We start from the raw sequence: 23,997 nt of genomic DNA, 5'->3' as shown, positions 1-23,997 counted from the left end.
CGGCTGGCGCCACGGCCCCCGTATCTTGCCGGCACACTGCAGGCGACGACATGGCGGGCCACAACAAATGGTCGAAGATCAAGCGCAAGAAGGGGGCGGCCGACGCCAAGCGCTCGAAGGTCTGGGCGCGCATCACGCGCGACATCATGATGGCGGCGCGTGAGGGCGGCGGCTCGCCCGACATGAACGCCCGGCTGGGGCTGGCCGTCGAGCAGGCCAAGGGCGCCAACATGCCCAAGGACAACATCGAGCGGGCCATCAAGCGCGGCACCGGCGAGATCGAGGGGGCCGACTACGAAGAGGGCACGTATGAGGGCTACGCGCCCGGCGGCGTCGCCGTCTTCATTGACACCCTGACCGACAACACGAACCGGACCGTCGCCGACCTGCGATCCCTCTTCGCGAAGGCGGGCGGCAACCTGGGCTCGTCGGGCTCGGTCGCCTTCCTGTTCCAGCCCCAAGCCCACTTCGAGGTGCCGGCCGACGGCGTCGACGAGGACGACCTGTTTCTGCTCGTGGCCGATGCGGGCGCGGCCGACCTGCGCCGCGAGCCGGGCGACGACGGCGAGGTGTTCGTGATCGAGGCGCCGACGGATGCGTTCGGCGCCGTCCAGGCCGCGCTGGCCGAGGCCGGCATCGAGCCGTCGGAGGCGTCGCTCGTCCGCATCCCCACGACAACGACCGAGCTGGCGCCCGCCGACGCGGCCAAGGTGCTCCGCCTGCTCGACCAGCTCGACGACCACGACGACGTCCAGGCCGTCTTCTCGACCCTCCACGTCGACGACGCCGCGCTCGCCGAATACGAGGGATAGAGGCGCGGAGGGATGGGGCATGGGCAGACTGTCGCCTGGATCCGCATCCCTCCATCCCGCATCCCGTATCCCTCCTCCCCATGATCGTCCTCGGCATCGACCCCGGCACGCGCACCGCCGGCTACGGCGTCGTCGAGGCGGGCGCGGGGCGCAAAAAGGACCGCGCGCTCGCGTTCGGCACCATCGAGCTGCCCACCGACCTCGACCACGCGTTGCGGCTCCAGCGGATCTACGCCCGCATCCTCGAGCTGGTCGACGAGTTCCACCCCGACGAGGCGGCCGTCGAGGTCCCGTTTCTGGGTCAGAACGTCGACACGCTGCGCAAGCTGGTCCGCGTGGAGGCGACCGTCATGCTGGCGGCGATGCACCGCGAGATCCCGGTCGTGCAGTACGCCCCGGCCGAGGTCAAGAAGGCCGTCACTGGGAACGGGCGCGCGGCCAAGGAGCAGGTCGCCTTCATGATCCGCGCGGAGTTGGGGCTGGCCGACTCCGGCAAGCTCGACGCCAGCGATGCGCTCGCGGTCGCGCTCTGCCACGCGCGCCGGGCGAACGCGGGCCCGGCGGCAGGCGCCCCGAAAGACTGGGCCGCCTTCATCAAAGCCAACCCCGGCCGCGTCCGCTAGTGTCCGCCGTCCCCTTCCGCCTCGACACCGCCGCGGCCGCGCTCGCTCGGACGCCCGCCGTGCTCAGCGCCCTGCTCGCGGACCTTCCCGCCGACTGGCTCGACGCCGACGACGGCCCGGACACCTGGACGCCCCGGCAGGTCGTCGCCCACCTCGTTGACGGCGAGCGGACCGACTGGACCGTCCGCGCGCGGCGGATGCTGGCCGAGACCGCGCCCCGGTTCGCGCCCTACGATCGCGACGCCTCGCTCGCGGACGCCGACCGCCAGCCGGTCGCCGACCTGCTCGACGCGTTCGCCGGTGCGCGCGCCGAGAACGTCGCCTGGCTCCGCGCGACGGTCACGCCTGGCGACCTCGACCGCACCGGCGTCCACCCTGGGTTCGGCATCGTGACCCTGCGCCAGCTGCTGGCGACGTGGGTCGCGCACGACCACGGCCACCTCGTCCAGATCGCGCGGACGCTGGCGCGGGCCTCGCGCGACGAGGTCGGCCCGTGGGCCGCGTACCTGTCCGTGATGGGGCCTACGTCGCGGTGACGAGGCCCCGCTCCTCGTCGCGAACGCGGACCACGTCGGAGACCTCGGCGGCGTCGAGCGCGCCGTCCGACATCGACACCACGAGCTCGGCGATGCGCTCGGCCTTGCGGGGCGTCTGCGTCCACTCCGGGTGCGCCGTCTCGATCAGCGACACCAGGATCCGGACGTAGGGGAAGCGGTCGGCGGGTGTGCCGAGCGCGCCGGTGGCCTCGGCCAGCAGCTGGGCGTTGCGGCCGACCTGACGGTCGAGAATGCGGCGGTCGTACGGCATCGGAGGGGCGGGGGAGAGGGGACTCCCGAGAGGGGCGGCCCCTATACTACCGGCGCCCCGCCACAGTTCGGTGGGGCCGATGCCCATGCCCGCCCCCCGCCCCGCGTTCCCCAACCCGCGCCCGCCGTATCGGCTGGAGCTGCTGCCGGTCGTGCCGCCGTTCTACCGGCGCGCGCGCGCCTCGGCGGTGCAGGCGGGCGAGCTGGTGTACTACGGACCGGCGCCGGCTTTCTACGGCATCGGCGAGGTCGTCTCGCAGACCGAGGAGCACGTGCTCGTCGACTTCCGGGGGACCGGCCAGCTCGGCGTCCACAAGGAGGCGCTGGAGCCGCAGTACGTCCTGCCGATCCCGGACGACCGCGTGGCGCTGATCTGAGCGGTGCAACGATCGGCGGCGGCTGACGTCTCTGAGGTCTCCCCCCGACTGTATGCGCCTGGCTCTCCTGATCGTCGTCGCGCTGTGCGCGCCCGTCGCCGCCCAACCCGCCCACCCGCTGATCGAGCGGATCGAGGCAGACCTCGTGCCGTCGCTCGTGGTCGCGAACGAGCCGCGCGAGCCGGTCGGCATCGAGGCGCGGATGGCCCAGCTCGGCGTGCCCGGCGCGAGCCTCGCCTACGTCGAGGGAGGCAAGATCGTGTGGGCGCGCGCGTACGGGCTGGCGCACGTCGCGACCGGGACCGCCGTCACGCCCGAGACGCGGTTCCAGGCCGCTTCCCTCAGCAAGCCCATCGCCGCGACCGCCGCGCTCGACCTCGTCGACGACGGCCGGCTAGCGCTCGACGCCGACGTGAACACGGCCCTGGCCTCGTGGCGCGTCCCGGACTCCCCGCTCACCGACGGCGCGCCGGTGACGCTGCGCGGCCTGCTGACGCACATGGCAGGCCTGACCGTCCACGGCTTCCCCGGCTATGGCCCCGGCGAAGCTGTCCCGACGACGGCGGGCGTCCTGCGCGGCGAGGGCAACTCCGAGGCGGTCCGGGTGGCACAGACGCCGCGCACGGCGTACCGGTACTCCGGCGGCGGCTACACGGTCGCCCAGCTAATGATCGAGGACGTCACCGGTCAGCCCTTCGCGGACGTGCTGAGGGCGCGCGTGCTGGCGCCGCTCGGGATGCGAAACAGCACGGCCGCCTTGCGGCTCCCCCAGGCCGTCCGCTCGCTCGCGGCGACGGGCTACCGGCCCGACGGCACGCCGGTCGGCGGCCGCTTTCGCGCGTACCCCGAGCAGGCCGCCGCCGGACTGTGGACCACGCCGACCGACCTCGCGCGCTGGCTCCTCGCCATCCAGCGCTCGCTCGCGGGCGAGCCGCACCCCGTGCTCGACGCCGAGACGGTCCGCCAGATGGTGACGCCCGACCCCGTCGGCGGGCACGGGCTTGGACCGGGCGTGCGCCCCGGCGGGGGCTTTTTCGGGCACAGCGGTGCGAATGAGGGCTTCCACGCCGTGATGACGGCCGAGACCGACGGCGGCCGGGCCATCGTCGTGATGACGAACGCGGACCTCGGGGGCGTGCTCGCGCACGAGATCCTGATCACCGTCGCTGACCACCTCGGGTGGGACGAGCCGGGGCCGACGCGCAAGACGGTCGTGGCGCTCGCGCCGGCCGCCCTCGGGCGCTTGGCGGGCCGCTATCGCGCGGTCGATCGGCCGGGGCTGGTGGTCTCGATCCGCGTCGCGGGCGCGGACCTGATCTTTGCGCGCGAGTGGGACGGCGGCGCGATCCAGCTGGCGCCCGAGTCGCCGACGGCCTTCTTCGACCGGCGGGACGCGACGACGGTCGTCTTCGCCAGCCCCGAGGGCGAGTCCTTCACGGTCGACGGGCTCACCTTCGAGCGGATCGCCAGCGAGTGAACGGCGGGCCTACAGGCCGATCCGTGCGAAGACCTCTGGCCGCTCGTAGCGCGCCTCGAAGACGCCGCTGGCGGCGCCCTGCACCGTCCGGCCCGGCGCGCCGAGCGCCAGGCCCTCGGCCGTGAAGCGGTAGGTCCCCGCCATAAAGCCGTAGCTGTCGACCGACGTGATCGCGAGTGTGCCGTCGACGCCCGCGAGCACGGCGCCGGTCGCGTCGAGCGGCTCGTCGGCGTCCTCGACCGCCGCGATCGTGGCGCCGAACGCACGCGTCGGGTCATCGTCGACGGCGTAGCCGCCTGGGCCGGGGACGCCGCCCCAGCGGCGGAAGAGCACGTAGTCGTAGTCCTCGCGGTCGCTGTCGAAGAGGTCGCCGACGAACAGGCCGAGCACGAACTCGGGCCCGTCGGCGGTCTCGACGACGGTGTACACGGCCTCGCCCTCGACCGGCCGCGAGGCGTCGCCGACGGTGACGCGGCCGACGAACTCGCCGAGCAGGCTGTCCGTCGAGTCGCAGGCCGCGACGGTGAGGAGGAGGGCGGCGAAAACGAGGAGGCGCGGCATGGGCGTGGGGGAGAGAGCACGGCGCCGGGGGAGAGGGTAACCTTCGGGGCGCCCGGCCGTTCCGGGCCTTTGCTCGCGCCGTTCCCCCCGATCCCGCTGTCGAATGAGTACCGCCCTCCGTCTCGAAAATGTGACCAAGCGATACGGTGAAACGACGGCCGTCGACGGCGTCTCGTTCACCGCCGAGCCCGGCCGCCTGTTCGGGCTGCTCGGGCCGAATGGCGCCGGCAAAACGTCGACCATCCGCATGGTGACGTACATCACGACGCCCGACAGCGGGACGATCACGCTCGGCGGCGAGCCCGTCGGGCGCGCGTCGCAGGAGCGGATGGGCTACCTCCCCGAGGAGCGCGGGCTCTACCGCAAGCTCGAGGTCGGCGAGCAGCTCGTCTACCTCGCCCGCCTCAAGGGCATGCCCGAGGGCGAGGCCAAGCGCTCCGTCGCGGGCTGGCTCGACCGCTTCGACGCGCGCTCGTGGGCGGGCAAGAAGACCGAGGAGCTGTCCAAGGGGATGCAGCAGAAGGTCCAGTTTATCGCCACGATGGTCCACGACCCGGACCTCATCATCTTGGACGAGCCGTTCTCGGGCCTCGACCCCATCAACGCCGACCTGCTCGTCGAGGTGATCGGCGAGATGCGGGAAAAGGGCAAGACGGTGCTGTTCGCGAGCCACCGCATGGAGTCCGTCGAGACGCTGTGCGACGACCTGTGCCTGATGGCAAACGGCCGCGTCGTCCTCTCGGGCGGCTTGCGCGAGGTCAAGCGCCGGTTCGGGCGCGACACCGTCTCGGTCCACTTTGTCGGCGACGGCGGGTGGCTCGACCCGCTCGCCGAGGCGGGCGCGGTCCGGGTGCTGAGCCAGAGCGACGGGCAGGTCTCGGTCCGCTTGGCGGGCGCGACGCCGCGTGAGGTGCTCGGCGCCGCGCACGCGGCCGTCGACGTGGACCGGTTCGAGGTCCACGAGCCGCCGCTGGCGGACATCTTCCGGCAGGCCGTCCAGGGCGCCGGGATGGACGGGCTCGGCGAGCCGACGCCGTCCGATGCCGTCGCCGCCTGACCCGACCGATCGCCCGTCCCTCTGCCGTTTGTCCTCCGCTCCCCTGAGTTCGTGAACAAGACCCTCCTGATCGCCCAGAGCGAGTTTCTGCGGCGCGTCCGCTCCAAGCTGTTTATCGCTGCAACGCTGCTCGTGCCGTTCCTGGCCGTCGCCGCGCTCGCGCTCCCGCTGCTGGCGTTCGACGAGGATGAGGGCGCGCGGATCGTCGTCGTCGACGAGACCGGCCGTCTGGCGGACGACGTCGAGGCGGCGCTCGGCGAGATGGCCGTCGTGACCCGGAGCGAGGCGCCGCTCGACACGCTGCGCGCGCTCGTGCTGGCGGGCGACGTCGACGGCGCGCTCGTGCTGCCGGCCGGGATCGTGGCCGGGGCCGACGACGCGCAGTACTACGCCAAGGGCGGGCTCGAGTCCGGGGCGTCGGTGCGGTCGGCCGTACGCGAGTCGGTCCGCCGCGAGCGGGCGCGCGTCGCGGGCGCCAACGCCGAGGCCGTGGCCGCGTTCGAGTCCGACGTGGCCGTCCGCCGGGTGACCGTCTCCGAGGACGGCGACGCGGCCGACGACGCACTCGGCCGCTTTCTGCTGGCCAACTTCCTGAGCCTGCTGATCTACCTGTCGATCCTGATCTACGGCATGATGGTGATGCGCGGCGTGATCGAGGAGAAGGCGAACCGGATCGTCGAGGTGATCGCGTCGAGCGTGCGCCCGTTCGAGCTGATGATGGGGAAGGTGCTCGGGATCGGGGCCGTCGGGCTGGTGCAGCTGATCGCCTGGGCCGCGCTGATGGTCGGGTTCAGCCTGGCGGCTGGGCCGCTGTTCCTTGCGCTCGCGCCCGAGGCCGCCGCTGCGCCCGCCGGTGCCGGCGACCTGCCGTTCGACCCCGCCCAGCTCTCCGGCATGTTCGCGCCCGGCCTGATGCTGGCGTTCGTGGTGTTCTTCCTGGGCGGCTACCTGCTGTACTCCAGCCTGTTCGCCGCCGTCGGCAGCGCCGTCGACCAGGAGGCCGACGCGCAGAGCCTGCAGATGCCGGTGATCCTGCCCATCATGCTGCCGATCCTGTTCCTCGGGCCCGTCGCCGCCAACCCCGACGGCCCGCTGGCGCTGTTCATGTCGCTCTTTCCGCTGACCTCGCCGATCCTGATGGTGGTGCGGATGGCGGTCACAGACGTGCCCGCGTGGCAGATCGGGCTGTCGCTCGTGCTGCTCGTCGCGGGGTTCGTCGGCGTCATCGCGCTCGCGGCGCGGATCTACCGCGTCGGGATTCTGATGTACGGCAAGAAGGCGACCGTCGCGGACCTGTGGCGCTGGCTGCGGACGGCATAGGGGCAGGAGGCAAGGGGGACGCGTGAAGGGGGATAGCGTGCCGTGCCCTCGGGGCTGGCGCCAGCCCCGAGGGCACCTGTAGGGGCACGCCGGTGGCGTGCCGGCCCGGCTGGCGCAAGCCCCAAATCGCAAGCCGAGCGCTTGCGACCACGCCCCTGACGCTCGCGAACGCGTCCCCGGCGCTTGCGAATACGCCCCGGGCGCTCCGGAATGCAAGTCGGGCGCTCCGGACTACGAGGCGGGCACTCCGGAATACGTGGTGGGCGCTCCGGAACAAGAGACGGACGCGCTTCACAATCCGGGCCGGCTCGCGGACAGCCTCCGGCGATCTCGACCCCAGGGGTGCCGACTCCTCGTCCCTCATTCCTCGTTCCTATCCCCGAGCCGCGTCGGATGTGGCGGAGTTGTCGCCGCCCGACGGTCACTCTGCGGCATCACCGGAGCGCGAGACGAATCGGGGCGAGAGCGCCGTAGTGTCCGCCCGGCACACCGCCGGACCCCTGCTCACTCCTTCCCCCCGGACCCTTGACGCATCTCACCAGCCTCGCCCGTCACGCGGGCCTTGCCCTCCTCCTCGGCCTGGCCGTGGCCGTCGCCGCCGACGCCCAGCCCGCCACCCCCGCCCTCGACGCCCGCCTCGACCGTCTCGCGGAGGGCCTCTCGCTCGACGCCCGCCAGCAGGCCGCCCTCGACGCCGTCGCCACCCGGTACGCCGACGCCGACCGTGCCGACCTGTGGGCCGCCGCCGCCGCCGTCGCCGACGTGCTCACCGACGAGCAGACCGCCCAGCTTCAGACCTACGCCCGAGGCCGCCGCGACGGCGTCCGCTCGGAGCGCGGGGATCGTGACGGCCGTGGCGCGCGCGGCGCCGGTCGCGACCGTGCTCGACGGGGCGACCGCACCGATCGCGGCGACCGCGCCGAGCGCACGCCCCTCACCGACGACCAGCGCGCGGCGCTCCGCACCATCCGCGAGGAGACGCGCACGCGGACCGAGGCGCTCGCCGACCAGTACCGCGCCGGCGACCTCTCGGCCGACCAGCTGACGGCCCGCGTCCGCCAGCTCCGCGCCGACGCCCTGACGCGGAGCGCGGCCCTGCTGCCCGCCGAAGCCGCCACCCGCTTGCGCGAGCGGGCCGCCCAGCGCGACGCCGAGGCCGACGCCCGCGACGCCGCGCTCGGCCTGAGCGCCGCTCAGCGCCAGGCGATGGTCGGCCAGCGGCTCGGCCGCGAGCGCCCCGACCTCCGCCCGTACCTCGACGACCAGGGCCGCCTCGACCGCCGCGCCCTCCGCGAGGCCCAGCGCGAGCAGCGGACTGAGCGCGAGCCCGTCTTGACCGACGACCAGCGCGCCGTCGTCCTCGTCCACGCCGCGATTGCGGGCCGTGGCGGGCGTGGGGGCCGCCCCGACGGCCGTCGGCGGTAGTCTCGGCACGACTCACAGGACCCGCGCGGGCCGTCCTCTCGGGGGCGGCCCGCGTTTCATGGGGGCTCCGCCGGGCCTGGGGGAATCCGCCCCCTGCCGGGCGCGTACGTTCTGGCGAGCCCCCCGCCCCTTCCCGCGCGCAGCGGATGCCTAGTATGTTCGGATTCAACAGCGGTTACGTCGAGGACCTCTACGCCCAGTACCGCCAGAACCCCGAGTCGGTCAGCGAGAGCTGGCGCGACTTTTTCGCCGACTTCGACCCCGGACCGGGCTACGCCGACAGCATCGGCGCCGATGCGTCCGAGTCGGACCAGAAGGCCACGATGCTGGCGCCCGAGCCGTCCGGGAATGGCGCCGCGCGCGCCGCCAGCGGCGACGGCGCCCCGGCGACCCCGCCCCCGGCGGCGCCTCCGTCCCCCAGTCCCCCGGCCCCAAGTGCGCCGTCGCCCAGCGCGGCCCCGGCCGAGCTGCCGTCGCGGTTGGCGGCCCCCAGCGTGCCGCTCCCCGAGGGCGCCGGCGCGGCGCCCATCAAGGGCGTCGGGCGGCGGATCGTGGAGAACATGGAGGCGAGCCTGACCATCCCGACGGCCACCTCCGTCCGCGAGATCGCCGTCAAGCTGCTGAGCGAGAACCGCCGGCTCATCAACCGCCACCAGCGGGCGACCGGCGGCAACAAGGTCTCGTTTACCCACCTCATCGCCTACGCCATCATCCGCGCGATGGAGGCCGTCCCGGCGATGAAGGCGGCGTACCGCGAGGAGGCGGGCGTCGGCGAGCGGATCGAGCCGGCAACAACGCGGTTCGGGCTGGCGATCGACGTCGAGAAGCGCGGGCGGCGGTCGCTCCTCGTGCCGAACGTCAAGGACGCCGGCTCGCTGTCGTTCGGCGGCTTCCTCACCGGCTACAACGACATCGTCAAGCGCGCCCGCGACGGCGCCCTCGACCTCGACGACTTTGCGGGCACGACGGCGACGCTGACGAACCCGGGCGGCATCGGCACCCAGCTCAGCGTTCCCCGCCTGATGCCGGGCCAGAGCGTCATCATCGCCGTCGGCTCCATCGGCTTCCCGCCCGAGTACGCCGGCATGGACCCCGGTGAGGTGTCCCGCCTCGGCCTCAGCCCCGTCATGACGATGACGAGCACGTACGACCACCGCGTCATCCAGGGCGCCGAGTCGGGCGAGTTCCTCAACCACATCGCGGACCTCCTGCAGGGCGGCCACGGGTTTTACGACGAGGTCTTCCAGAGCCTGGGTCTCCACACGCCCCCGTTTCGCACCGGGTCCGACTCCACGCCGTCGCTCGGCAAGTCGGCGCTCGGCTCGGGCGGTCGGGCCTCCAAGGTCGAAAAGCAGGCCCGCGTCTACGAGCTGATCCGCGCCTACCGCGTGCGGGGCCACCTGCTGGCGGATACCAACCCGCTCGGGTACGAGCCCCGCAACCACACCGAGCTCGACCCCAGCAACTACGGCCTGACCGTCTGGGACCTCGACCGAACATTCTTTACCGGCGGCATGGCGGGCGTCGGCGGCGGGCTGGCGGGCAAGGGCAAGTTGCCCCTGCGCGACATCCTGGACATCCTGTGGGACACGTACACCGGCCACGTCGGGAGCGAGTTCATGCACCTGTCGTCGCCCCAAGAGAAGCGCTGGCTCATCGAGCGGATCGAGCCCCAGAACTTCCGCGAGCCCATCGACACGGCCCGCAAAAAGCGCATCTTCGAGAAGCTCAACGAGGCCGAGGCGCTCGAGCAGTTTATCCACACCAAGTACATCGGCCACAAGCGGTTCTCGCTCGAAGGCGCCGAGACGATGATCCCGCTCCTGGACGCCGTCCTGAGCGACGCCGCCGACCAGGAGACCCAGGAGGTCGTGATCGGGATGGCGCACCGCGGGCGCCTCAACGTGCTCACCAACATCCTGGGCAAGCCCTACGACGCCGTCTTCGGCGAGTTCGAGGGGACCATCAACCCGGACGCCGTGCAGGGCTCGGGCGACGTGAAGTACCACATGGGCCAGCACGGCACGCACACGTCCCCGGGCGGCGCGACGACCCGGCTCACGCTGGCGTCGAATCCGTCGCACCTCGAAGCCGTCAACCCGGTCGTCGAGGGGATGGTGCGGGCCAAGCAGCAGCAGATCGTCGAGGCCAACCCGGGCGCGAGCGAGAAGCTGCTCCGCGACCGCGTGCTCCCGGTCCTGATCCACGGCGACGCCGCGTTCGCCGGGCAGGGCGTGGTCGCCGAGACGCTCAACCTGTCGCAGCTCGAGGGCTACCGGACCGGCGGGACGGTCCACCTCGTGGTCAACAACCAGATCGGGTTCACGACGCTCCCCATGCACAGCCGGAGCTCGGCGTACGCGACCGACATCGCGCGCATGATCCAGGCGCCGATCTTCCACGTCAACGGCGACGACCCCGAGGCGGCCGTCCGCGTGGCGCGCCTCGCGCTCGACTACCGCAACGTCTTCAACAAGGACGTCGTGATCGACATGGTCTGCTACCGGAAGTACGGCCACAACGAGGGCGACGAGCCGTCCTACACGCAGCCGCTGATGTACGCCGACATCGGCGGGCACCGCTCGGTTCGCAAGCTCTACCTCGAGCTGCTGCTCCGCCGCGGCGAGCTGACGCCCGAGGAGGCCGAGGCGATTCTGGACGACTTCAAGGGCATCCTGGACCGGGCCTTCGAGGAGACCAAGGACCTCGCCGAGCAGCGCCGTGACCTCGAGCCCGTCTCGTCGCCCGTCACGACCACGACCGGCGACGTGGAGACGGCTGCCAGCCGCGAGGCCCTCACGCACGTCATGGAAACGGTCGTCGGCCTGCCGGACGACTTCGCGGTCCACAAAAAGCTGGCGCGGCTCGTCGTCGACCGCCGCCGCAAGCAGTTCGAGGACGGGACGATCGACTGGGCCTTTGCCGAGGCGCTCGCGTTCGGGACGCTTCTCCTCGAGGACACGCCGGTCCGGCTCTCGGGCCAGGACTCCGGCCGCGGCACCTTCAGCCAGCGCCACGCCATCCTCTACGACCAGAACACGGCCCACCGCTACATCCCGCTCAACCACCTCGCCGAGGGCGGGCCGGGCAACGGGCAGGCGCGGTTCCAGGTCTACGACTCGCTGCTCAGCGAGTACGCCGCGCTCGGGTTCGAGTACGGCTACACCGTCGCCGACCCGTCGGCGCTGGTCATGTGGGAGGGCCAGTTCGGCGACTTCGTCAACGGCGCCCAGATCATGATCGACCAGTTTATCACGGCGGCCGAGGCCAAGTGGGGCCAGACGTCGTCGCTGGTGATGCTGCTGCCGCACGGCTACGAGGGCCAGGGCCCCGAGCACTCGTCGGGCCGCCTGGAGCGCTTCCTGCAGGCGTGCGCCGAAGACAACATCATCGTCGCCAACTACTCGACGCCGGCCAACTACTTCCACGCCCTTCGTCGTCAGGTGCTGCGCGAGCACAAGAAGCCGCTGGTCGTGATGACGCCGAAGTCGCTGCTGCGGCACCCCGGCGCGGTCTCGTCCGTCGACGATCTCGCGGACGCGGGCTACCAGCCCTTTATCGCGGGCGACCAGCCCGGGGCGGACCGCTTGGTGATCTGCTCGGGCAAGGTGGTCTACGACGTGCTCAAGGCGCGCGAGGCGCTCGACGACGGGGCCGTGTCGGTCGCCCGGTTGGAGCAGTTCTACCCGTTCCCCGAGGCCGCCGTCCGCGAGGAGCTGGCGCGGTTCGCCGGCAAGCCCGTCGTGTGGCTCCAGGAGGAGCCGGCCAACATGGGCGCGTGGACGTTCGTCCGCCCGCTCCTCGACGACCTGCTGGCGGAGGTCGGCGGCGAGACGACGCGCGTAGAGTACGCGGGCCGGTCGGCCGCCGCGAGCCCGGCGACGGGCTCGGCCAAGGTCCACGCCGCCGAGCAGGAGCGCCTCCTGCGCGCCGCGCTCGGGATGGGCGAGGCGTAGTAGGCCCCATCCCACCTCTCCCGCTCGCGCCCGCCCCGGACCGTCGGGGCGGGCGCCGCCGTGTCGGCCGAGCCAAAAAAACGCCCGCCGCGGACCGAATCCGGGGCGGGCGGCGACAGGCCAGCGGCGACCGCTGGCGAGCCTGTGGGCCGGGGCCTAGTAGCGGCGGCGGTTCGCGCGGCGGGCCTTCTTGGCGGCCTCCTTACGCTTCTCGCGCATCACGACAGACGGCTTCGTGTAGGCCATGTTCTCGCGGTAGATCCGCAAGACGCGGGCGCGGTTCACGGTCCGCTTGAAGCGCCGGAGGGCGCGGTCGATGGACTCCTTGTCGCGAACTTTGATACCGATGGCCAAGGCGCAGGGGGGCTGTTTGAAGAGGGAGGCAGAGCGTCGGGCGCAATCGGTAAAGCTAGAGGCCTGCCGCGAGTGCACCAAGGATGTACGGGGACGGATCGGTGAAGACGGGGGGAAGCGAGGGGGCGGAGCGGACGCCCCTCGGGCCGAATTCGGTCGGTCTCGGCTGGCGTTCCCCGCCGAGACGAGGCACCTTCCGGCGGTCCAAGCCCCCACCGACATGCGCCTCGTCCTCGCCACCCGCAACCCCGGCAAGGTCGCCGAGCTGGCGGCCCGCCTCGACGGCCTGGGCGTCGACGTGGTGACGGCCGCCGAGGTCGGCGCCCCGCCCGTCGAGGAGGACGCCCCCACGCTGCGCGGCAACGCCGAGAAAAAGGCCCGCGCGCTCGTCGCCCACACCGGCCGGCCGGCGCTCGCGGACGACACCGGCCTGGAGGTCGACGCCCTCGACGGCGCCCCTGGCGTCCATTCGGCCCGCTTTGCCGGCCCCGAGGCGACGGACGCCGACAACCGCGCGCATCTGCTGGCGTCGCTCGACGGCGCCGCCGACCGTGGGGCCCGCTTTCGCACCGTGCTCGCGTTCGCCGACGGCGACACGGTCCACTATTTCGACGGCGTCTGCGAGGGGACGATCGCGAGCGCCGAGTCCGGCGACGGCGGGTTCGGCTACGACGCCCTCTTCGTCCCGGCCGACGGCGACGGCCGCACGTTCGCCGAGATGACGGCGGCCGAGAAGAACGCGATCAGCCACCGGGGCCGGGCGCTGGACGCCTTTTCCCGATGGCTGACGGAGCGGGCCCGATCGTCCTAGCGGACCGCGGTAAAGCGCTCGCCGACGTGGACGGCGTAGACCCCCCCGTCGGACTCGCGGTCGAACGTCACGGGCGTCCCGGGCGTCGTGAAGGCGTCGCCCCCGACCGCACGGGCGATGCCGATGTGGACGGGCGGCAGGCCGCGGCGGACGGCCACCAGGGCGTCGGCCTCGTCCCAGACGAAGGTGGCGAACTCCGAGCCCCGCTCGAAGACCATCTGGACGAGCGTTGCCCGACGGCCGTCGATCTGGGTGAACGTGCCGATCACGCTGCCGGCGACGAGCGCGCCGCGCCCTCGGACGAGGGCGGCGTGGTAGTCGGCCAGCGTCTGGCCCATCGCGACGCGCTGCGAGGGGCGGGCGGCGGCCACGAGGGGGGCGAGGTCGCCCAGGGTCCAGGCGTCGAGCAGGGACACCGTGCGGGCGTCGGTGGCGGCGTCGGTCGGGGCGAGCGCCGCGAGCCGGGCGGCGACCGGCGCGCCGTGCGCGATCAGCACCACGTCGGCGCCCAGCGCGCGGACCTCCAGCATCCCGCCGTCGACGGCGTAGAGGCCGGCGTAGGCCGCCGAGGTGGTGGGGAGCGGCGTGGAAACCGGCAGGGTGTAGGTCGTTTGGCCCGCCGCGGTCGGGGCGAGCGTGAGGACGGCGGCGAGCGTGAGGAGGCGGGTCATGGGACCAGGGGGGTGGTGAGGGACCACATTCGGGCTTGGCGTTGCCCGGGTTGTCACCGCCCTGCCAGCCTCCGTCACTGGACGCCACCGGCCCGTCACCACGTGTCACCGAGCACCCGGCGGCGGCGCTCCGCGTAGGCCTCCGGCGTCATCAGGGCGACCGGGCCCCGGTGGATCCCCCCGTCGATCAGGCCGTCGTAGACGCGAACGGCCACGACGTTGTCGCCGGCCCGCAGGGCCGACGCCGGCACGCGGTAGGCCCGCTCGACAAGCCACTCCTCGCCGGTCACGTCGCGCGCGTCGACGTCCCCCGTGCCACCGACCCGGACGCCGTTGACGAACGCCTCGTCGAGGTCGTCGACGGCCCCGAGGACGAGGATGAGGTCGCGCGAGGTGTCGTCGGTCGAGAGCGACACATGGGCGCGGTACCACGCGATTCCGTCGAGCCCGCTGAACCCCTGGGGCTCCCAGGTGCCGGGGACCCGGATCTGCGCCCAGCCGCTGTCGTCGATCGCGCGCGCGGCCCACGGGCCATCGCCGGGCGAGAACCGCCACAGGCCCTCGAGGTCGGCCACGATCGGGACGCCGGCCGGGTTGCTCGCGCTCGGGACGGCGAGCGTGACGGGGCCTTCCAGGAGGCCGCCCTCCAGCCCGCCGTCGAAGACGCGGACGGACAGGACGTTGGGGCGGTCGGTGTGCAGCAGGGCAGGGGGGACCCGGTAGATCCGAAAATCGAAGGCCGCGGTTTTGTAGTCGGGAGGGGGACGTCCGCTCGCGCCGATCCGCTCGCCGTTGAGCCACACCTCGTCCGTGTCGTCGATGCGGCCGAGCAGGAGGTGGGGCAGCTCCTTCGTGATGAGGCTGGCGGCCTCCGCGTCCAGGGTGAAGGTCGTCCGGTACCACGCGGTGCCGTCGTAGCCGTGGTAGCCCGCGTCCTCCCACGCGGCGGGGACCGGGATGCGGTCCCAGGCCTTGCCCCCCTGCCACGTCGAGTCGCCGCCGATGCGGAAGGCCCACACGCCGCGCAGGTCGACCAGCGTCTGCCAGTCCGCCGGCTCGGGCGGCCCGTCGGGGGCCAGCGGCGCGCGGATCTCTTTGGGGCCCGGTGGCGCCGGGGCCTCGGGGGCACACCCCGGTACGGCGGCGCCGACCGCGGCGGCGGCCAGCGCGAGGAGGGCGCGGAGCGTCACGGGAGGAATTTGTAGCCGACCCCGTGGACGGTCAGGACGTGGCGCGGCGCGGCGGGCGTCGGCTCCGCCTTCCGGCGCAGCTTGAGGATGAAGTTGTCGACGGTCCGCGCCGTCGGCGCGACGTCGCTGCCCCAGACCTCCGCCAGCAGCTCGTCGCGCGAGACGACGACGCCGGGGCGGGCGGCGAGGTAGCGGAGCACCTCGACCTCGAGGTGCGTCATCGCGACGGGCTCGCCGTCCGAGGTGGCCTGGTAGCTGGCGAGGTCGACGCGCAGGCGGCCGACCTCGAGGACGCCGCCGTGCGGCGCGCCAGCGCCCTCGGCCCGGCGCAGCACGGCCCGGATGCGCGCGAGCAGCTCGCCGAGCCCGAACGGCTTCGTGACGTAGTCGTCGGCGCCGAACTCGAGGCCGCGGACGGTGTCGAACTCCTCGGCCTTGGCCGTGAGCAGGATCACCGGCGTCGTGACCCCGGCCGCCCGCGCCTCGCGGAGCACCTCGAAGCCGGACCGCTTCGGCATCATCACGTCGAGCACGACGAGGCAGTAGGCCCCGGCCGTCAGCTTGGCGAGCGCGGCCTCGCCGTCGGCCGCCTCGTCGACGGCGTAGCCCTCGAACTCGAGGTTGTCGCGGAGCCCCTCGCGCATGGCGCGCTCGTCGTCGACGACGAGGATGGGGCGGTCAGGCGCCGGCATCGGTCAGGGGGAGGGTGAGGGTGAAGGTGGCCCCGCCGCCGTCGCGCGCGGCGGCGAGGGCGGTGCCGCCGTGCGCACGCGCGATCCGGCGGACGAGCGCGAGCCCGAGCCCGGTGCCCTTCGCCGTGTGGACGAGCCCGTCGGCGCTCGCGGGCTGCACGCGGACGAACGGCTCGAAGACGCGCTCGCGGTCGGCGGCGGGGAGCCCCGGCCCGCGGTCGGACACCTCGACGACCGCCGTGGCCCGCGTCCGCCGCGTCGAGACCTCGATGGGCCCGGGGCCGCCGTACTTGACGGCGTTGTCGAGCAGGTTGACGACGGCCTCCGAAAGGGCGTCGGCGTCGGCGGAGACGGGGAGCGGAGCAGTCTCGGCCGCCAGCGTGCAGTCGGCCTGCTCCACGACCGGCCGGTAGCGCTCGGCCACCTCCGAGACGAGCGCGCCGAGGTCGAGCGGCCGCCGGGCGAGGTGGGCGGTCCCGCGCTCGAAGCGGTTGAAGTGGAGGACGTTGCCGACCAGGCGGCTCAGGCGCTCCGATTCGGCCAGGATGGTCGCGTAGTACCGCGCTTCCCGGCCCGGCGGCACGCGCCCGGCCGCCAGCGTCTCGGCGTACATCCGGATGAGCGCGAGCGGCGTCCGCAGCTCGTGGCTCACGTTCGAGACGAAGTCCTCCCGGAGCCGGGCCGCCGCCACCTCGCGCTGGACGCCGCGCCACGCGAACAGCGCGCCCAGCCCCAGGATCATCGACACGCCGCCGAGCAGCCCGAGGCTCTGGCCCACGCGTCGCCTGAGCGCGGCCTCGACCGACCCCTCGCCGACGCGCGCGCCGACGGCGTAGTCCGGGAGCAGCCACAGCGGCCGCTGGCGCTCGATGTCGCCCCGAGTGAGGGCGGCTGTCGCGGCGATCGGCGTGGGCCGCGTTCCGTGGAAGACGCCGAGTTCGACGCCACCGCGGGCGACCTCGCGGAGCTTGGGCATCATGAACGCCTCGACAAAGGCCTGGGGGTCGAGCGCGAGCGCGAGCAGCCGGGGCGGGCCGCCCGGACGGGGCGCGTCGGCGACGAAGACGAGGGCCAGCCGGCCGTCGGCGAGGGGGACGGGCTCCAGCTTGCGGTAGCCGGCCGCGCGCTGGGACAGCAGCCGCGACACGAGCGTGTCCGGCAGCAGCGCCTCCAGGTTGGCGGGGCCGGGCACGTCGCCGAAAACGCGGACATCGGTGCGCGCGGCGTCGGCGACGACGACGAACCGGACCGGCGGGGCGGTCGCCCGGAAGTCCGCGGCGGCCTCCGGGGCCTCGTCGCCGTCGAGGCCGGGCGTCCGCGCGAGCCGGTCGGCCCAGGCGCTGACGGTGTCCCAGGCGTTCTGGTTGACCGAGAACAGCAGGCCGTCGAGCTGGTCGTCGCGGATCTGCGCCAGCCGTGCGTCGCTCTCGCTCTGGACGATCCCCTGGAGCACGGCGAACGCGGCCGCCGGCGCGATCGCGAGGGCGAGGAGGGCGACGGCCAGGCGCCGGAGCGCGCGCGGGGGCGTGGAGGGCATCGCCGGGAAGCTAGGGGCGGGGCGCCTGGCGCCTGTCAGGGCGCGGTCTCCAGATGTCACCGAATGTCACCGGGCGCCCAGGCGGGGTGCCCAACCCGTCCGCATCTTGCGCGTCGCCCCGCCGCCCTGCCCATGCTCGCCCTCGTCCAACGCGTCTCTTCCGCCTCCGTCGTCGTCGACGGCGAGACCGTCGGCCAGATCGGTCGGGGCCTGCTCGTATTCGTGGGCGTCGTCGTGGGCGACACGGCCGCCGAGGCGGAGTGGCTGGCGCGCAAGGTCGCCGGGCTCCGCGTGTTCCCCGACGCCGACGGCAAGATGAACCGCTCGCTGGTCGACGTGGGCGGCGACGCGCTCGTGGTGAGCCAGTTCACGCTCGCGGGCGACACGCGCAAAGGGACTCGCCCCAGCTACGCCAAGGCCGCGCACCCCGACCTCGCCGAGCCGCTCTACGAGCACGTGGCCGCCGGGCTCGCGGAGGCGCTCGAGCGGCCCGTCGCGACCGGCGTCTTCGGGGCGTCGATGGCGGTCGCCCTCGTCAACGACGGGCCGGTGACGCTGTGGCTCGATCGCCCGCCGCGCGCGGCGTAACCACGAGGCGCGCGCGGGTGGCTTGGCGAACGGCCTCCGACGGTGGGACCTTCCGGTCTCCCATCCGCCGACCCATGCTCCGCGCCGTCCTTCTCGCTCTCCTCCTCGCCCCCGCGCTCGCGGCCCAGGGCTACGTCGCCACGAACGCGACCGTCTACACCGTCGACGCGGCGCGGCCCGTCGCCCAGGCGTTTGCCGTCGAGGACGGCCGGTTCGTCGCCGTCGGGAGCGAGGCCGAACTGGCGGCGGCGTACCCCGACTGGCCGACCGTCGACCTCGGCGGGCGGACCGTCACGCCGGGCTTTATCGACGCCCACGCGCACCTGATGGGGCTCGGCGAGGCGCTGCTGTCGGCCGACCTCGTCGGCACCACCTCGAAAGCCGACATCGTCGCCCGGCTCGTGGCCTTCGCGGCCGACCTCCCCGACGGCGCCTGGGTGACCGGCCGCGGCTGGGACCAGAACGATTGGGGCGGCGACGGCGCCTTCCCGACGCGCGCCGACCTCGACGCGGCGTTCCCGACGCGGCCGGTCTGGCTTGGCCGGATCGACGGCCACGCGGGCTGGGCGAACACGGCCGCCTTGCGCGCCGCCGGCATCGACCCCGACGCCCCGGCCCCGCCGGACATGGAGGGCGGCGCCGTCCTGCGCGACGCCGACGGCCGCCCGACGGGCGTCTTCGTCGACGCCGCCGAGGGGCTGGTCGCCCGGGCCATCCCCGCGCCCGACGCCGCGACGACCGCCGAGATGCTGACGCGCGCGCTGGCGGAGACCTCGCGGCTGGGCCTCACCGGCGTCCACGAGGCCGGCATCGGGATGGAGATGCTGCCGGTCTACCAGCGCTTCGCCGCCGAAGGCCGCTTCCCGATCCGCAACTACGCCATGATCACGCCCGGCGAGATCGGCCCGTTCTGCGACGCCTTCCCGGCCGGCATCACCGACGCGCGCGTCGTCGTCCGCTCGGTCAAGGTCTACGCCGACGGCGCGCTCGGGAGCCGCGGCGCCGCCCTGCTGGCCGACTATGCCGACGACCCCGGCAACCACGGCTTGCTCTTCCGTGCCGACGATGCCATCGGGGCGACGATTCGAGCGGCGATGGCGTGTGGGCTCCAGGTCAACACGCACGCCATCGGCGACCGCGCCAACCGCCAGGTGCTCGACGCCTACGCCGAGGCGATCGCGGCGACGGGCGGCGGCCCTGGCCGCCACCGCATCGAGCACTCCCAGATTCTGCACCTCGACGACTTGGCGCGGTTCGCGCCGATGGGCGTCATCGCCAGCGTCCAGCCGACGCACGCGACGAGCGACATGCCGTGGGCCGGCGAGCGGCTCGGCCCGGACCGGCTCGTGGGCGCCTACGCCTGGCGGCGGCTCCTCGACAGCGGCGCCCGGCTCGCGCTCGGCAGCGACTTCCCGGTCGAGCGGCCCAACCCGCTGCTCGGGTTCCACGCGGCCGTCACCCGCCAAGACGCGAGCCACGCCCCGGCCGGCGGCTGGTACGGCAACCAGGTGCTCACGCGCGCCGAGGCCCTGCGCGGCTTCACCCTCGACGCGGCCTATGCAGGCTTCATGGAGGACGAGGTCGGCAGCATCGAGGTCGGCAAGCGCGCCGACTTCGTGGTGCTCTCCCAGGACCTGATGGCCGTCCCGCCGGAGGCGATCCTCGACACGCGCGTCGTGGCGACGTACCTCGACGGCGAGGCGGTCTGGGAGGAAGGGGGGGAGTAGAGGATGGGAGGGAAAGTGGAGGGGCTCGCGATGCGCGACTCCCTCGGCTCCGCCCCTCACCGCTGCTCTCGTTTGCCGGTCTCTTAGGCCCGTGGAGGCCCGGCGCTGCTCTCGACCACGACCCTGCCATCCAACCAAAAAAAGCGCCAGCCCCGACGACGTGTGGGGGCTGGCGCTTGGGCCAGGGACGGCCCGGGCGGTCGGCAATGTGATGGGCGCCGACCTGGGACGGCGGGGTGGCTCACGAAGCCCCGGCGTCCGTAGTGAGAACGGGGTCTGCCGCGAGGCCCAGGGTGGTGGGCGGCCCCGTGGCGGACGGTCACAAAGTGCGGCGCGGAGAGCCGGAAACCTTGGGGACGCGGTGCGAGCCGCCTGAGGGTTGTCTGATGGACCCCCCTCAGGGGACGGAAAAGGCCCCATTTCGGGGCGGCGGGCGCCGGCGGATACTCCCCGGCGAGGCTCGGGCGTATCGTGAGGGCGTCCGCTGCGGGGCGGAATCGAGGGCCCCAGCCCCGCCGCGGACGCCCCCCGACCCCTGGCTCCCCAGTATTGATGGACACGCACACGCGGACGGACCAGCCGTCCGTCACCGACCCGTTCCGCGTCGGCGAGTGGATCGCCGAACCGATGGCGAACCGGCTCACCCGAGGCGACGACGTCCGCCGCGTCGAGCCGAAGGTGATGGAGGTGCTCGCGGCGATGGCCGCGCGGCCCGGCGAGACGGTGACCAAGGACGAGTTCATGGCCGAGGTCTGGACCGGCACGATCGTCACCGACGACGTACTGGCGCGGTGCATCTCGGAGCTCCGCAAGGCGCTCGGCGACAAGGCCCGCAACCCGACGTACGTCGAGACGCTGCGCAAGCGGGGCTACGCGCTGATCGCGCCCGTCGAGCACGACGTGGCCGTCGGCGGCGACGGGGCCGAGGTGGTGCCGGCCGTGACGGGGCTCGACCTGCGCCGGCCGGTTCTCCCCACGCGGACGCGCCCCTCGGTCGTGCTGTGGGGGCTGGGGCTGGCGGCGGTCGTGGCCGTCGGGGCGCTGGTCGCGTACCGGGCGGGCGTGGCCGGCGTCCGGCCGCTCTCAGCCGTCCCGGTGACGAGCACGCCCGGCGACGAGCGCGACCCGGCGCTCTCGCCCGACGGCGCGCGCGTGGCCTTCGCCTGGGACGGCGACGGGGGCGGAGACGAGCCCCAGTTCGACATCTACGTCCAGGCGACGACCGGCGGCGCACCGCTCCGCCTGACGACGCACCCGGCCGACGAGACGAGCCCGGCGTGGAGCCCCGACGGCGAGCGCGTGGCGTACATCCGGTGCGGGATCGGGGGCGAGTGCGGGGTCCACGTCGTCGAGGTCGGCGGCGGCACGGAGCGGACGCTGCTGGCGGCGGCCGACCTTGCGATCTCGGACCTGGTGTGGAGCCCCGACGGCGTGCGGCTCGCGTTCTCGGGCCGGCGCGGGCGGCAGGGCGCGTTCGCGCTCCACCTTCTGGAGCTCGACGGCTCACCGACGCAGCGGCTCACGGCGCCGGCCTCGACGTACCCCGGCGACCTCGCCCCCGCGTTCTCGCCCGACGGCCGCCAGCTCGCGTTTGTCCGCACCCAGCTTGACGGCCGCCAGGACGTGGCCGTGGTGACCGTCGAGGGCGGGCGGGTGCGGCGGCTGGCGCGCGAGCAGAAGGGCGTGACCGGCCTCGACTGGACGCCCGACGGCCGCGAGGTCGTCTACGCGGCCAACCGCGACGGCGCCGCCGGGCTGTGGCGCGTGGCGCTCGACGGCGGCGACCCCCGCTGGGTGGCGCTCGGCGCGGATGGCGGCGAGATCGCGAGCCCGTCCGTCGGCCGGCGGGGTGGCGTCGTGTTCGCCCGCCAGCTTGTCCGCTCCCAGCTCGCCGAGGTGGTTGACGGCGAGCCGCGCCCGCTCGTCCCCTCGACGCGCGACGACCGCCAGCCCGATGTCTCGCGCGACGGCCGCCGCGTCGCCTTCGTCTCGACGCGCTCGGGCAGCCACGAGGTCTGGACCGCCGAGCCCGACGGCTCCGACGCCCGCCAGCTCACGTCGTTCGGCGGCGGCCGCGTCAGCGGCCCGCGCTGGGGGCCCGACGGCAACCTGGTCGTCTCGGCGCGCGCCGACGGCGACGCCGACGTGTTCCTGGTCCTCCCCGACGGCCAGGTCCGCAAGCTCACCGACGGCGCCGCCGACGACGTGGCCCCGACGTGGTCGGCCGACGGCGCGTGGGTCTACTTCGCCAGCGACCGCGGCGACACGTGGCAGATCTATCGCGTCCCCGCCAGCGGCGGCGAGGCGGCGCCGATGACGGTCCACGGCGGCGTGGCGGCGGCCGAGGCGCCGGGCGGCGGGCTCATCGTGCTCCGCCCCGACAAGCGCGGCCTGTGGCTGCTCCGCGAGGTCGACGGCGAGCCGCGCGACGTGCAGGCGCGCCAGCTCCCCGCGAACGTGTCGCCGGCCGACTGGGCCAACTGGACCGTCGTCGGCGAGGCCGTCTATGCCCTCGAGCGCCAATACGACCGCGCCGCCTCCGTCGTCCGCTTCGACGTGGCGACCGGGCGCCGCACCCGGCTGGCGATCGTGCAGGACGTGCCCGAGGACTCCGGCCTCGGCGCGTTCCCCGACGGCCGGCTCGTGCTCTCGCGCCAGGACCGCGCCGACAGCGACGTGGTCTACGTCGAGGACTTCCGGTAGCCGGTGGTCAGGGTTCGGAGAGGCGGTGATCGGTTGGCCGGTGAGCCCTCGGGCCGGTCAGCACGTGGGCTCAGCACGTCGGCGACTGGAGAGGGCCTGAACCCTGTCGCTCGCTGGCGGGTTGGCACCAAAACGGCCGCACATTCCGACCGACGACCGACGACCGACGACCGACGCACAGACCCATCCGCCCATGGAGCCCGGATCGACAAGCTGGTACATCGTCATGCTGCTCGCGGGGCTGGCGGTCGGGGTCGCGATTGCGATCGCGCGGACCGTCTTCCGGCGCGACGAGTGAGCCTGACCGACCGCTTCGGGCGGCGCCACACGTACCTGCGCCTCGGCCTGACCGAGCGGTGCAACCTGCGCTGCACGTACTGCATGCCCGCCAGCGGCGTCCCGCTGACGCCACGCGACGCGCACCTGACGACCGACGAGATCGAGCGGCTGGCCCGGCTGTTCGTCGCGACCGGCGTCGAGACGATCCGGCTGACGGGCGGGGAGCCGCTCGTGCGCAAGGACGCCGTCGAGGTGGCCCGGCGGCTGGGCCGGCTCGGGCTCCGGCGGCTGGCGATCACCACGAACGGCCTGCTGCTGGCGGACCGGCTGGGCGACCTCGCGGCGGCCGGCGTCGACGCGATCACGATCTCGCTCGACACGCTGCGCGCCGACCGGTTCAGGGAGATCACCCGGCGGCCGGGCCTGGACCGCGTCCTCGCCGCGCTCGAGGCCACGCTCGCGGCGGGCTACGCCATCGGCACCGCTCGATCGGTCAAGGTCAACGTCGTCTCGATGCGGGGCGTCAACGAGGACGAGGCGGCGGACTTCGCGGAGCTCGCGGCGGCCGAGCCCGTCGAGGTCCGCTTTATCGAAGAGATGCCGTTCGCGGGGAATGGGTGGACGCCGGGCGCGGTCGTGACGATGGCCGAGACGCGAGCGGCGATCGAGGCAGTGCACGGCCCGCTGGCGCCCGTCGCTGCGCGGCCAACGGCGACGGCCCAGCTTTTCGACCGCCCCGGCTGGCGCGGGCGCGTCGGGTTCGTCGCCAGCATGTCGACCCCGTTCTGCGGCACGTGCGACCGCCTGCGCGTGACGGCCGACGGCGCGCTCAAGGTGTGCCTGTTCGGGAAAACCGAGGTCAGCCTGCGCGACGCGCTCCGGGCGGGCGCCAGCGACGCCGAGGTGCTCGCGATGGTCCAGGCCTCGCTGGCGGGCAAGGCCGCCGCGCACGCCGGGCTCGACGGGCTGGCCGCGCAGGCGGTCCGGCCGATGGTGCGGATCGGAGGGTAGGGGCGCCGCCGGTCAGGTTG

General features: G+C 73.7%; 21 protein-coding genes. 14 read left to right on the top strand and 7 right to left on the bottom strand.

Annotated elements, in window-relative coordinates; genetic code table 11:
- Positions 1 to 50: 50 nt before the first annotated feature.
- From ACLIRP_RS10985 to ACLIRP_RS10975, 3 genes are all read left to right on the top strand, one after another.
- On the top strand, positions 51 to 812 hold the full coding sequence (locus ACLIRP_RS10985; protein WP_412060492.1) for a YebC/PmpR family DNA-binding transcriptional regulator: 762 nt from the start codon (positions 51 to 53) through the stop codon (positions 810 to 812).
- A gap of 80 nt (positions 813 to 892) precedes the next feature.
- The gene (ruvC, locus tag ACLIRP_RS10980) at positions 893 to 1,435 is read left to right on the top strand and encodes a crossover junction endodeoxyribonuclease RuvC (RefSeq protein ID WP_412060491.1); all 543 of its coding nucleotides are present in this window, start codon (positions 893 to 895) and stop codon (positions 1,433 to 1,435) included.
- Positions 1,435 to 1,971, top strand: a complete 537-nt coding sequence (locus ACLIRP_RS10975) for a DinB family protein (protein WP_412060490.1) — start codon at positions 1,435 to 1,437, stop codon at positions 1,969 to 1,971. The genes ruvC and ACLIRP_RS10975 overlap by 1 nt, the downstream gene beginning before the upstream one ends.
- On the opposite strand, the gene ACLIRP_RS10970 is transcribed toward ACLIRP_RS10975, so the two are convergent.
- Positions 1,958 to 2,242 (bottom strand): DUF4290 domain-containing protein, encoded by a 285-nt coding sequence (locus tag ACLIRP_RS10970; protein WP_412060489.1) that lies wholly within the window; start codon positions 2,240 to 2,242, stop codon positions 1,958 to 1,960. The two genes, ACLIRP_RS10975 and ACLIRP_RS10970, sit on opposite strands and share 14 nt — an antisense overlap.
- A gap of 85 nt (positions 2,243 to 2,327) precedes the next feature.
- Between ACLIRP_RS10970 and ACLIRP_RS10965 the strand changes: the two genes are divergently transcribed.
- The gene (locus ACLIRP_RS10965; protein WP_412060488.1) at positions 2,328 to 2,618 is read left to right on the top strand and encodes a hypothetical protein; all 291 of its coding nucleotides are present in this window, start codon (positions 2,328 to 2,330) and stop codon (positions 2,616 to 2,618) included.
- 52 nt (positions 2,619 to 2,670) lie between these two features.
- Complete coding sequence (locus tag ACLIRP_RS10960) at positions 2,671 to 4,095, top strand: serine hydrolase domain-containing protein (protein WP_412060487.1); 1,425 nt, start codon at positions 2,671 to 2,673, stop codon at positions 4,093 to 4,095.
- Positions 4,096 to 4,104: 9 nt separating this feature from the next.
- Here ACLIRP_RS10960 and ACLIRP_RS10955 read toward each other — a convergent pair whose 3' ends face one another.
- Complete coding sequence (locus ACLIRP_RS10955; protein WP_412060486.1) at positions 4,105 to 4,656, bottom strand: hypothetical protein; 552 nt, start codon at positions 4,654 to 4,656, stop codon at positions 4,105 to 4,107.
- A 103-nt stretch (positions 4,657 to 4,759) separates the two neighbouring features.
- On the opposite strand from ACLIRP_RS10955, the gene ACLIRP_RS10950 reads away from it, so the two are divergent.
- The 4 genes from ACLIRP_RS10950 to ACLIRP_RS10935 all read left to right on the top strand — a co-directional run bounded on the left by ACLIRP_RS10950 (position 4,760) and on the right by ACLIRP_RS10935 (position 12,414).
- Positions 4,760 to 5,713 carry an ABC transporter ATP-binding protein gene (locus ACLIRP_RS10950; RefSeq protein WP_412060485.1) on the top strand — a complete coding sequence of 318 codons (954 nt, stop codon included), beginning with the start codon at positions 4,760 to 4,762 and terminating at the stop codon, positions 5,711 to 5,713.
- A gap of 51 nt (positions 5,714 to 5,764) precedes the next feature.
- Complete coding sequence (locus ACLIRP_RS10945; protein WP_412060484.1) at positions 5,765 to 7,033, top strand: ABC transporter permease; 1,269 nt, start codon at positions 5,765 to 5,767, stop codon at positions 7,031 to 7,033.
- Positions 7,034 to 7,558: 525 nt separating this feature from the next.
- Positions 7,559 to 8,458 carry a hypothetical protein gene (locus tag ACLIRP_RS10940; RefSeq protein WP_412060483.1) on the top strand — a complete coding sequence of 300 codons (900 nt, stop codon included), beginning with the start codon at positions 7,559 to 7,561 and terminating at the stop codon, positions 8,456 to 8,458.
- A 146-nt stretch (positions 8,459 to 8,604) separates the two neighbouring features.
- Entirely contained in the window at positions 8,605 to 12,414 is a 3,810-nt protein-coding gene (locus tag ACLIRP_RS10935) for a multifunctional oxoglutarate decarboxylase/oxoglutarate dehydrogenase thiamine pyrophosphate-binding subunit/dihydrolipoyllysine-residue succinyltransferase subunit (RefSeq protein WP_412060482.1), read from the top strand.
- Between the two features lie 156 nt (positions 12,415 to 12,570).
- On the opposite strand, the gene rpsU is transcribed toward ACLIRP_RS10935, so the two are convergent.
- On the bottom strand, positions 12,571 to 12,762 hold the full coding sequence (gene rpsU / locus ACLIRP_RS10930) for a 30S ribosomal protein S21 (RefSeq protein ID WP_412063708.1): 192 nt from the start codon (positions 12,760 to 12,762) through the stop codon (positions 12,571 to 12,573).
- A 226-nt stretch (positions 12,763 to 12,988) separates the two neighbouring features.
- Between rpsU and rdgB the strand changes: the two genes are divergently transcribed.
- Positions 12,989 to 13,579, top strand: a complete 591-nt coding sequence (gene rdgB, locus ACLIRP_RS10925; protein ID WP_412060481.1) for an RdgB/HAM1 family non-canonical purine NTP pyrophosphatase — start codon at positions 12,989 to 12,991, stop codon at positions 13,577 to 13,579.
- Here the strand turns inward: rdgB and ACLIRP_RS10920 are convergent.
- The 4 genes from ACLIRP_RS10920 to ACLIRP_RS10905 form a co-directional block, all read right to left on the bottom strand.
- Positions 13,576 to 14,250, bottom strand: a complete 675-nt coding sequence (locus ACLIRP_RS10920) for a hypothetical protein (protein WP_412060480.1) — start codon at positions 14,248 to 14,250, stop codon at positions 13,576 to 13,578. The two genes, rdgB and ACLIRP_RS10920, sit on opposite strands and share 4 nt — an antisense overlap.
- Before the next feature lie 95 nt (positions 14,251 to 14,345).
- Positions 14,346 to 15,440: a glycoside hydrolase gene (locus tag ACLIRP_RS10915; RefSeq protein ID WP_412060479.1), complete on the bottom strand. Its 1,095-nt coding sequence runs from the start codon at positions 15,438 to 15,440 to the stop codon at positions 14,346 to 14,348.
- On the bottom strand, positions 15,437 to 16,132 hold the full coding sequence (locus ACLIRP_RS10910) for a response regulator transcription factor (RefSeq protein ID WP_412060478.1): 696 nt from the start codon (positions 16,130 to 16,132) through the stop codon (positions 15,437 to 15,439). Before ACLIRP_RS10910 ends, ACLIRP_RS10915 begins: the two co-directional genes overlap by 4 nt.
- Positions 16,119 to 17,669 carry a sensor histidine kinase gene (locus tag ACLIRP_RS10905; protein ID WP_412060477.1) on the bottom strand — a complete coding sequence of 517 codons (1,551 nt, stop codon included), beginning with the start codon at positions 17,667 to 17,669 and terminating at the stop codon, positions 16,119 to 16,121. Before ACLIRP_RS10905 ends, ACLIRP_RS10910 begins: the two co-directional genes overlap by 14 nt.
- Positions 17,670 to 17,801: 132 nt before the next feature.
- Between ACLIRP_RS10905 and dtd the strand changes: the two genes are divergently transcribed.
- The 4 genes from dtd to moaA all read left to right on the top strand — a co-directional run bounded on the left by dtd (position 17,802) and on the right by moaA (position 23,977).
- The gene (gene dtd / locus ACLIRP_RS10900) at positions 17,802 to 18,257 is read left to right on the top strand and encodes a D-aminoacyl-tRNA deacylase (RefSeq protein WP_412060476.1); all 456 of its coding nucleotides are present in this window, start codon (positions 17,802 to 17,804) and stop codon (positions 18,255 to 18,257) included.
- Between the two features lie 74 nt (positions 18,258 to 18,331).
- On the top strand, positions 18,332 to 19,984 hold the full coding sequence (locus tag ACLIRP_RS10895) for an amidohydrolase (RefSeq protein ID WP_412060475.1): 1,653 nt from the start codon (positions 18,332 to 18,334) through the stop codon (positions 19,982 to 19,984).
- A gap of 552 nt (positions 19,985 to 20,536) precedes the next feature.
- Complete coding sequence (locus ACLIRP_RS10890) at positions 20,537 to 22,687, top strand: winged helix-turn-helix domain-containing protein (protein ID WP_412060474.1); 2,151 nt, start codon at positions 20,537 to 20,539, stop codon at positions 22,685 to 22,687.
- Between the two features lie 294 nt (positions 22,688 to 22,981).
- On the top strand, positions 22,982 to 23,977 hold the full coding sequence (gene moaA, locus ACLIRP_RS10885) for a GTP 3',8-cyclase MoaA (protein ID WP_412060473.1): 996 nt from the start codon (positions 22,982 to 22,984) through the stop codon (positions 23,975 to 23,977).
- Positions 23,978 to 23,997: the final 20 nt, after the last annotated feature.

It is taken from the genome of Rubrivirga halophila (assembly GCF_046845755.1).
Classification (GTDB): Bacteria; Bacteroidota; Rhodothermia; order Rhodothermales; family Rubricoccaceae; genus Rubrivirga.
The sequence above is the reverse complement of the archived record's forward strand: the minus strand, read 5'-3'. Positions and strand labels throughout refer to the sequence as shown.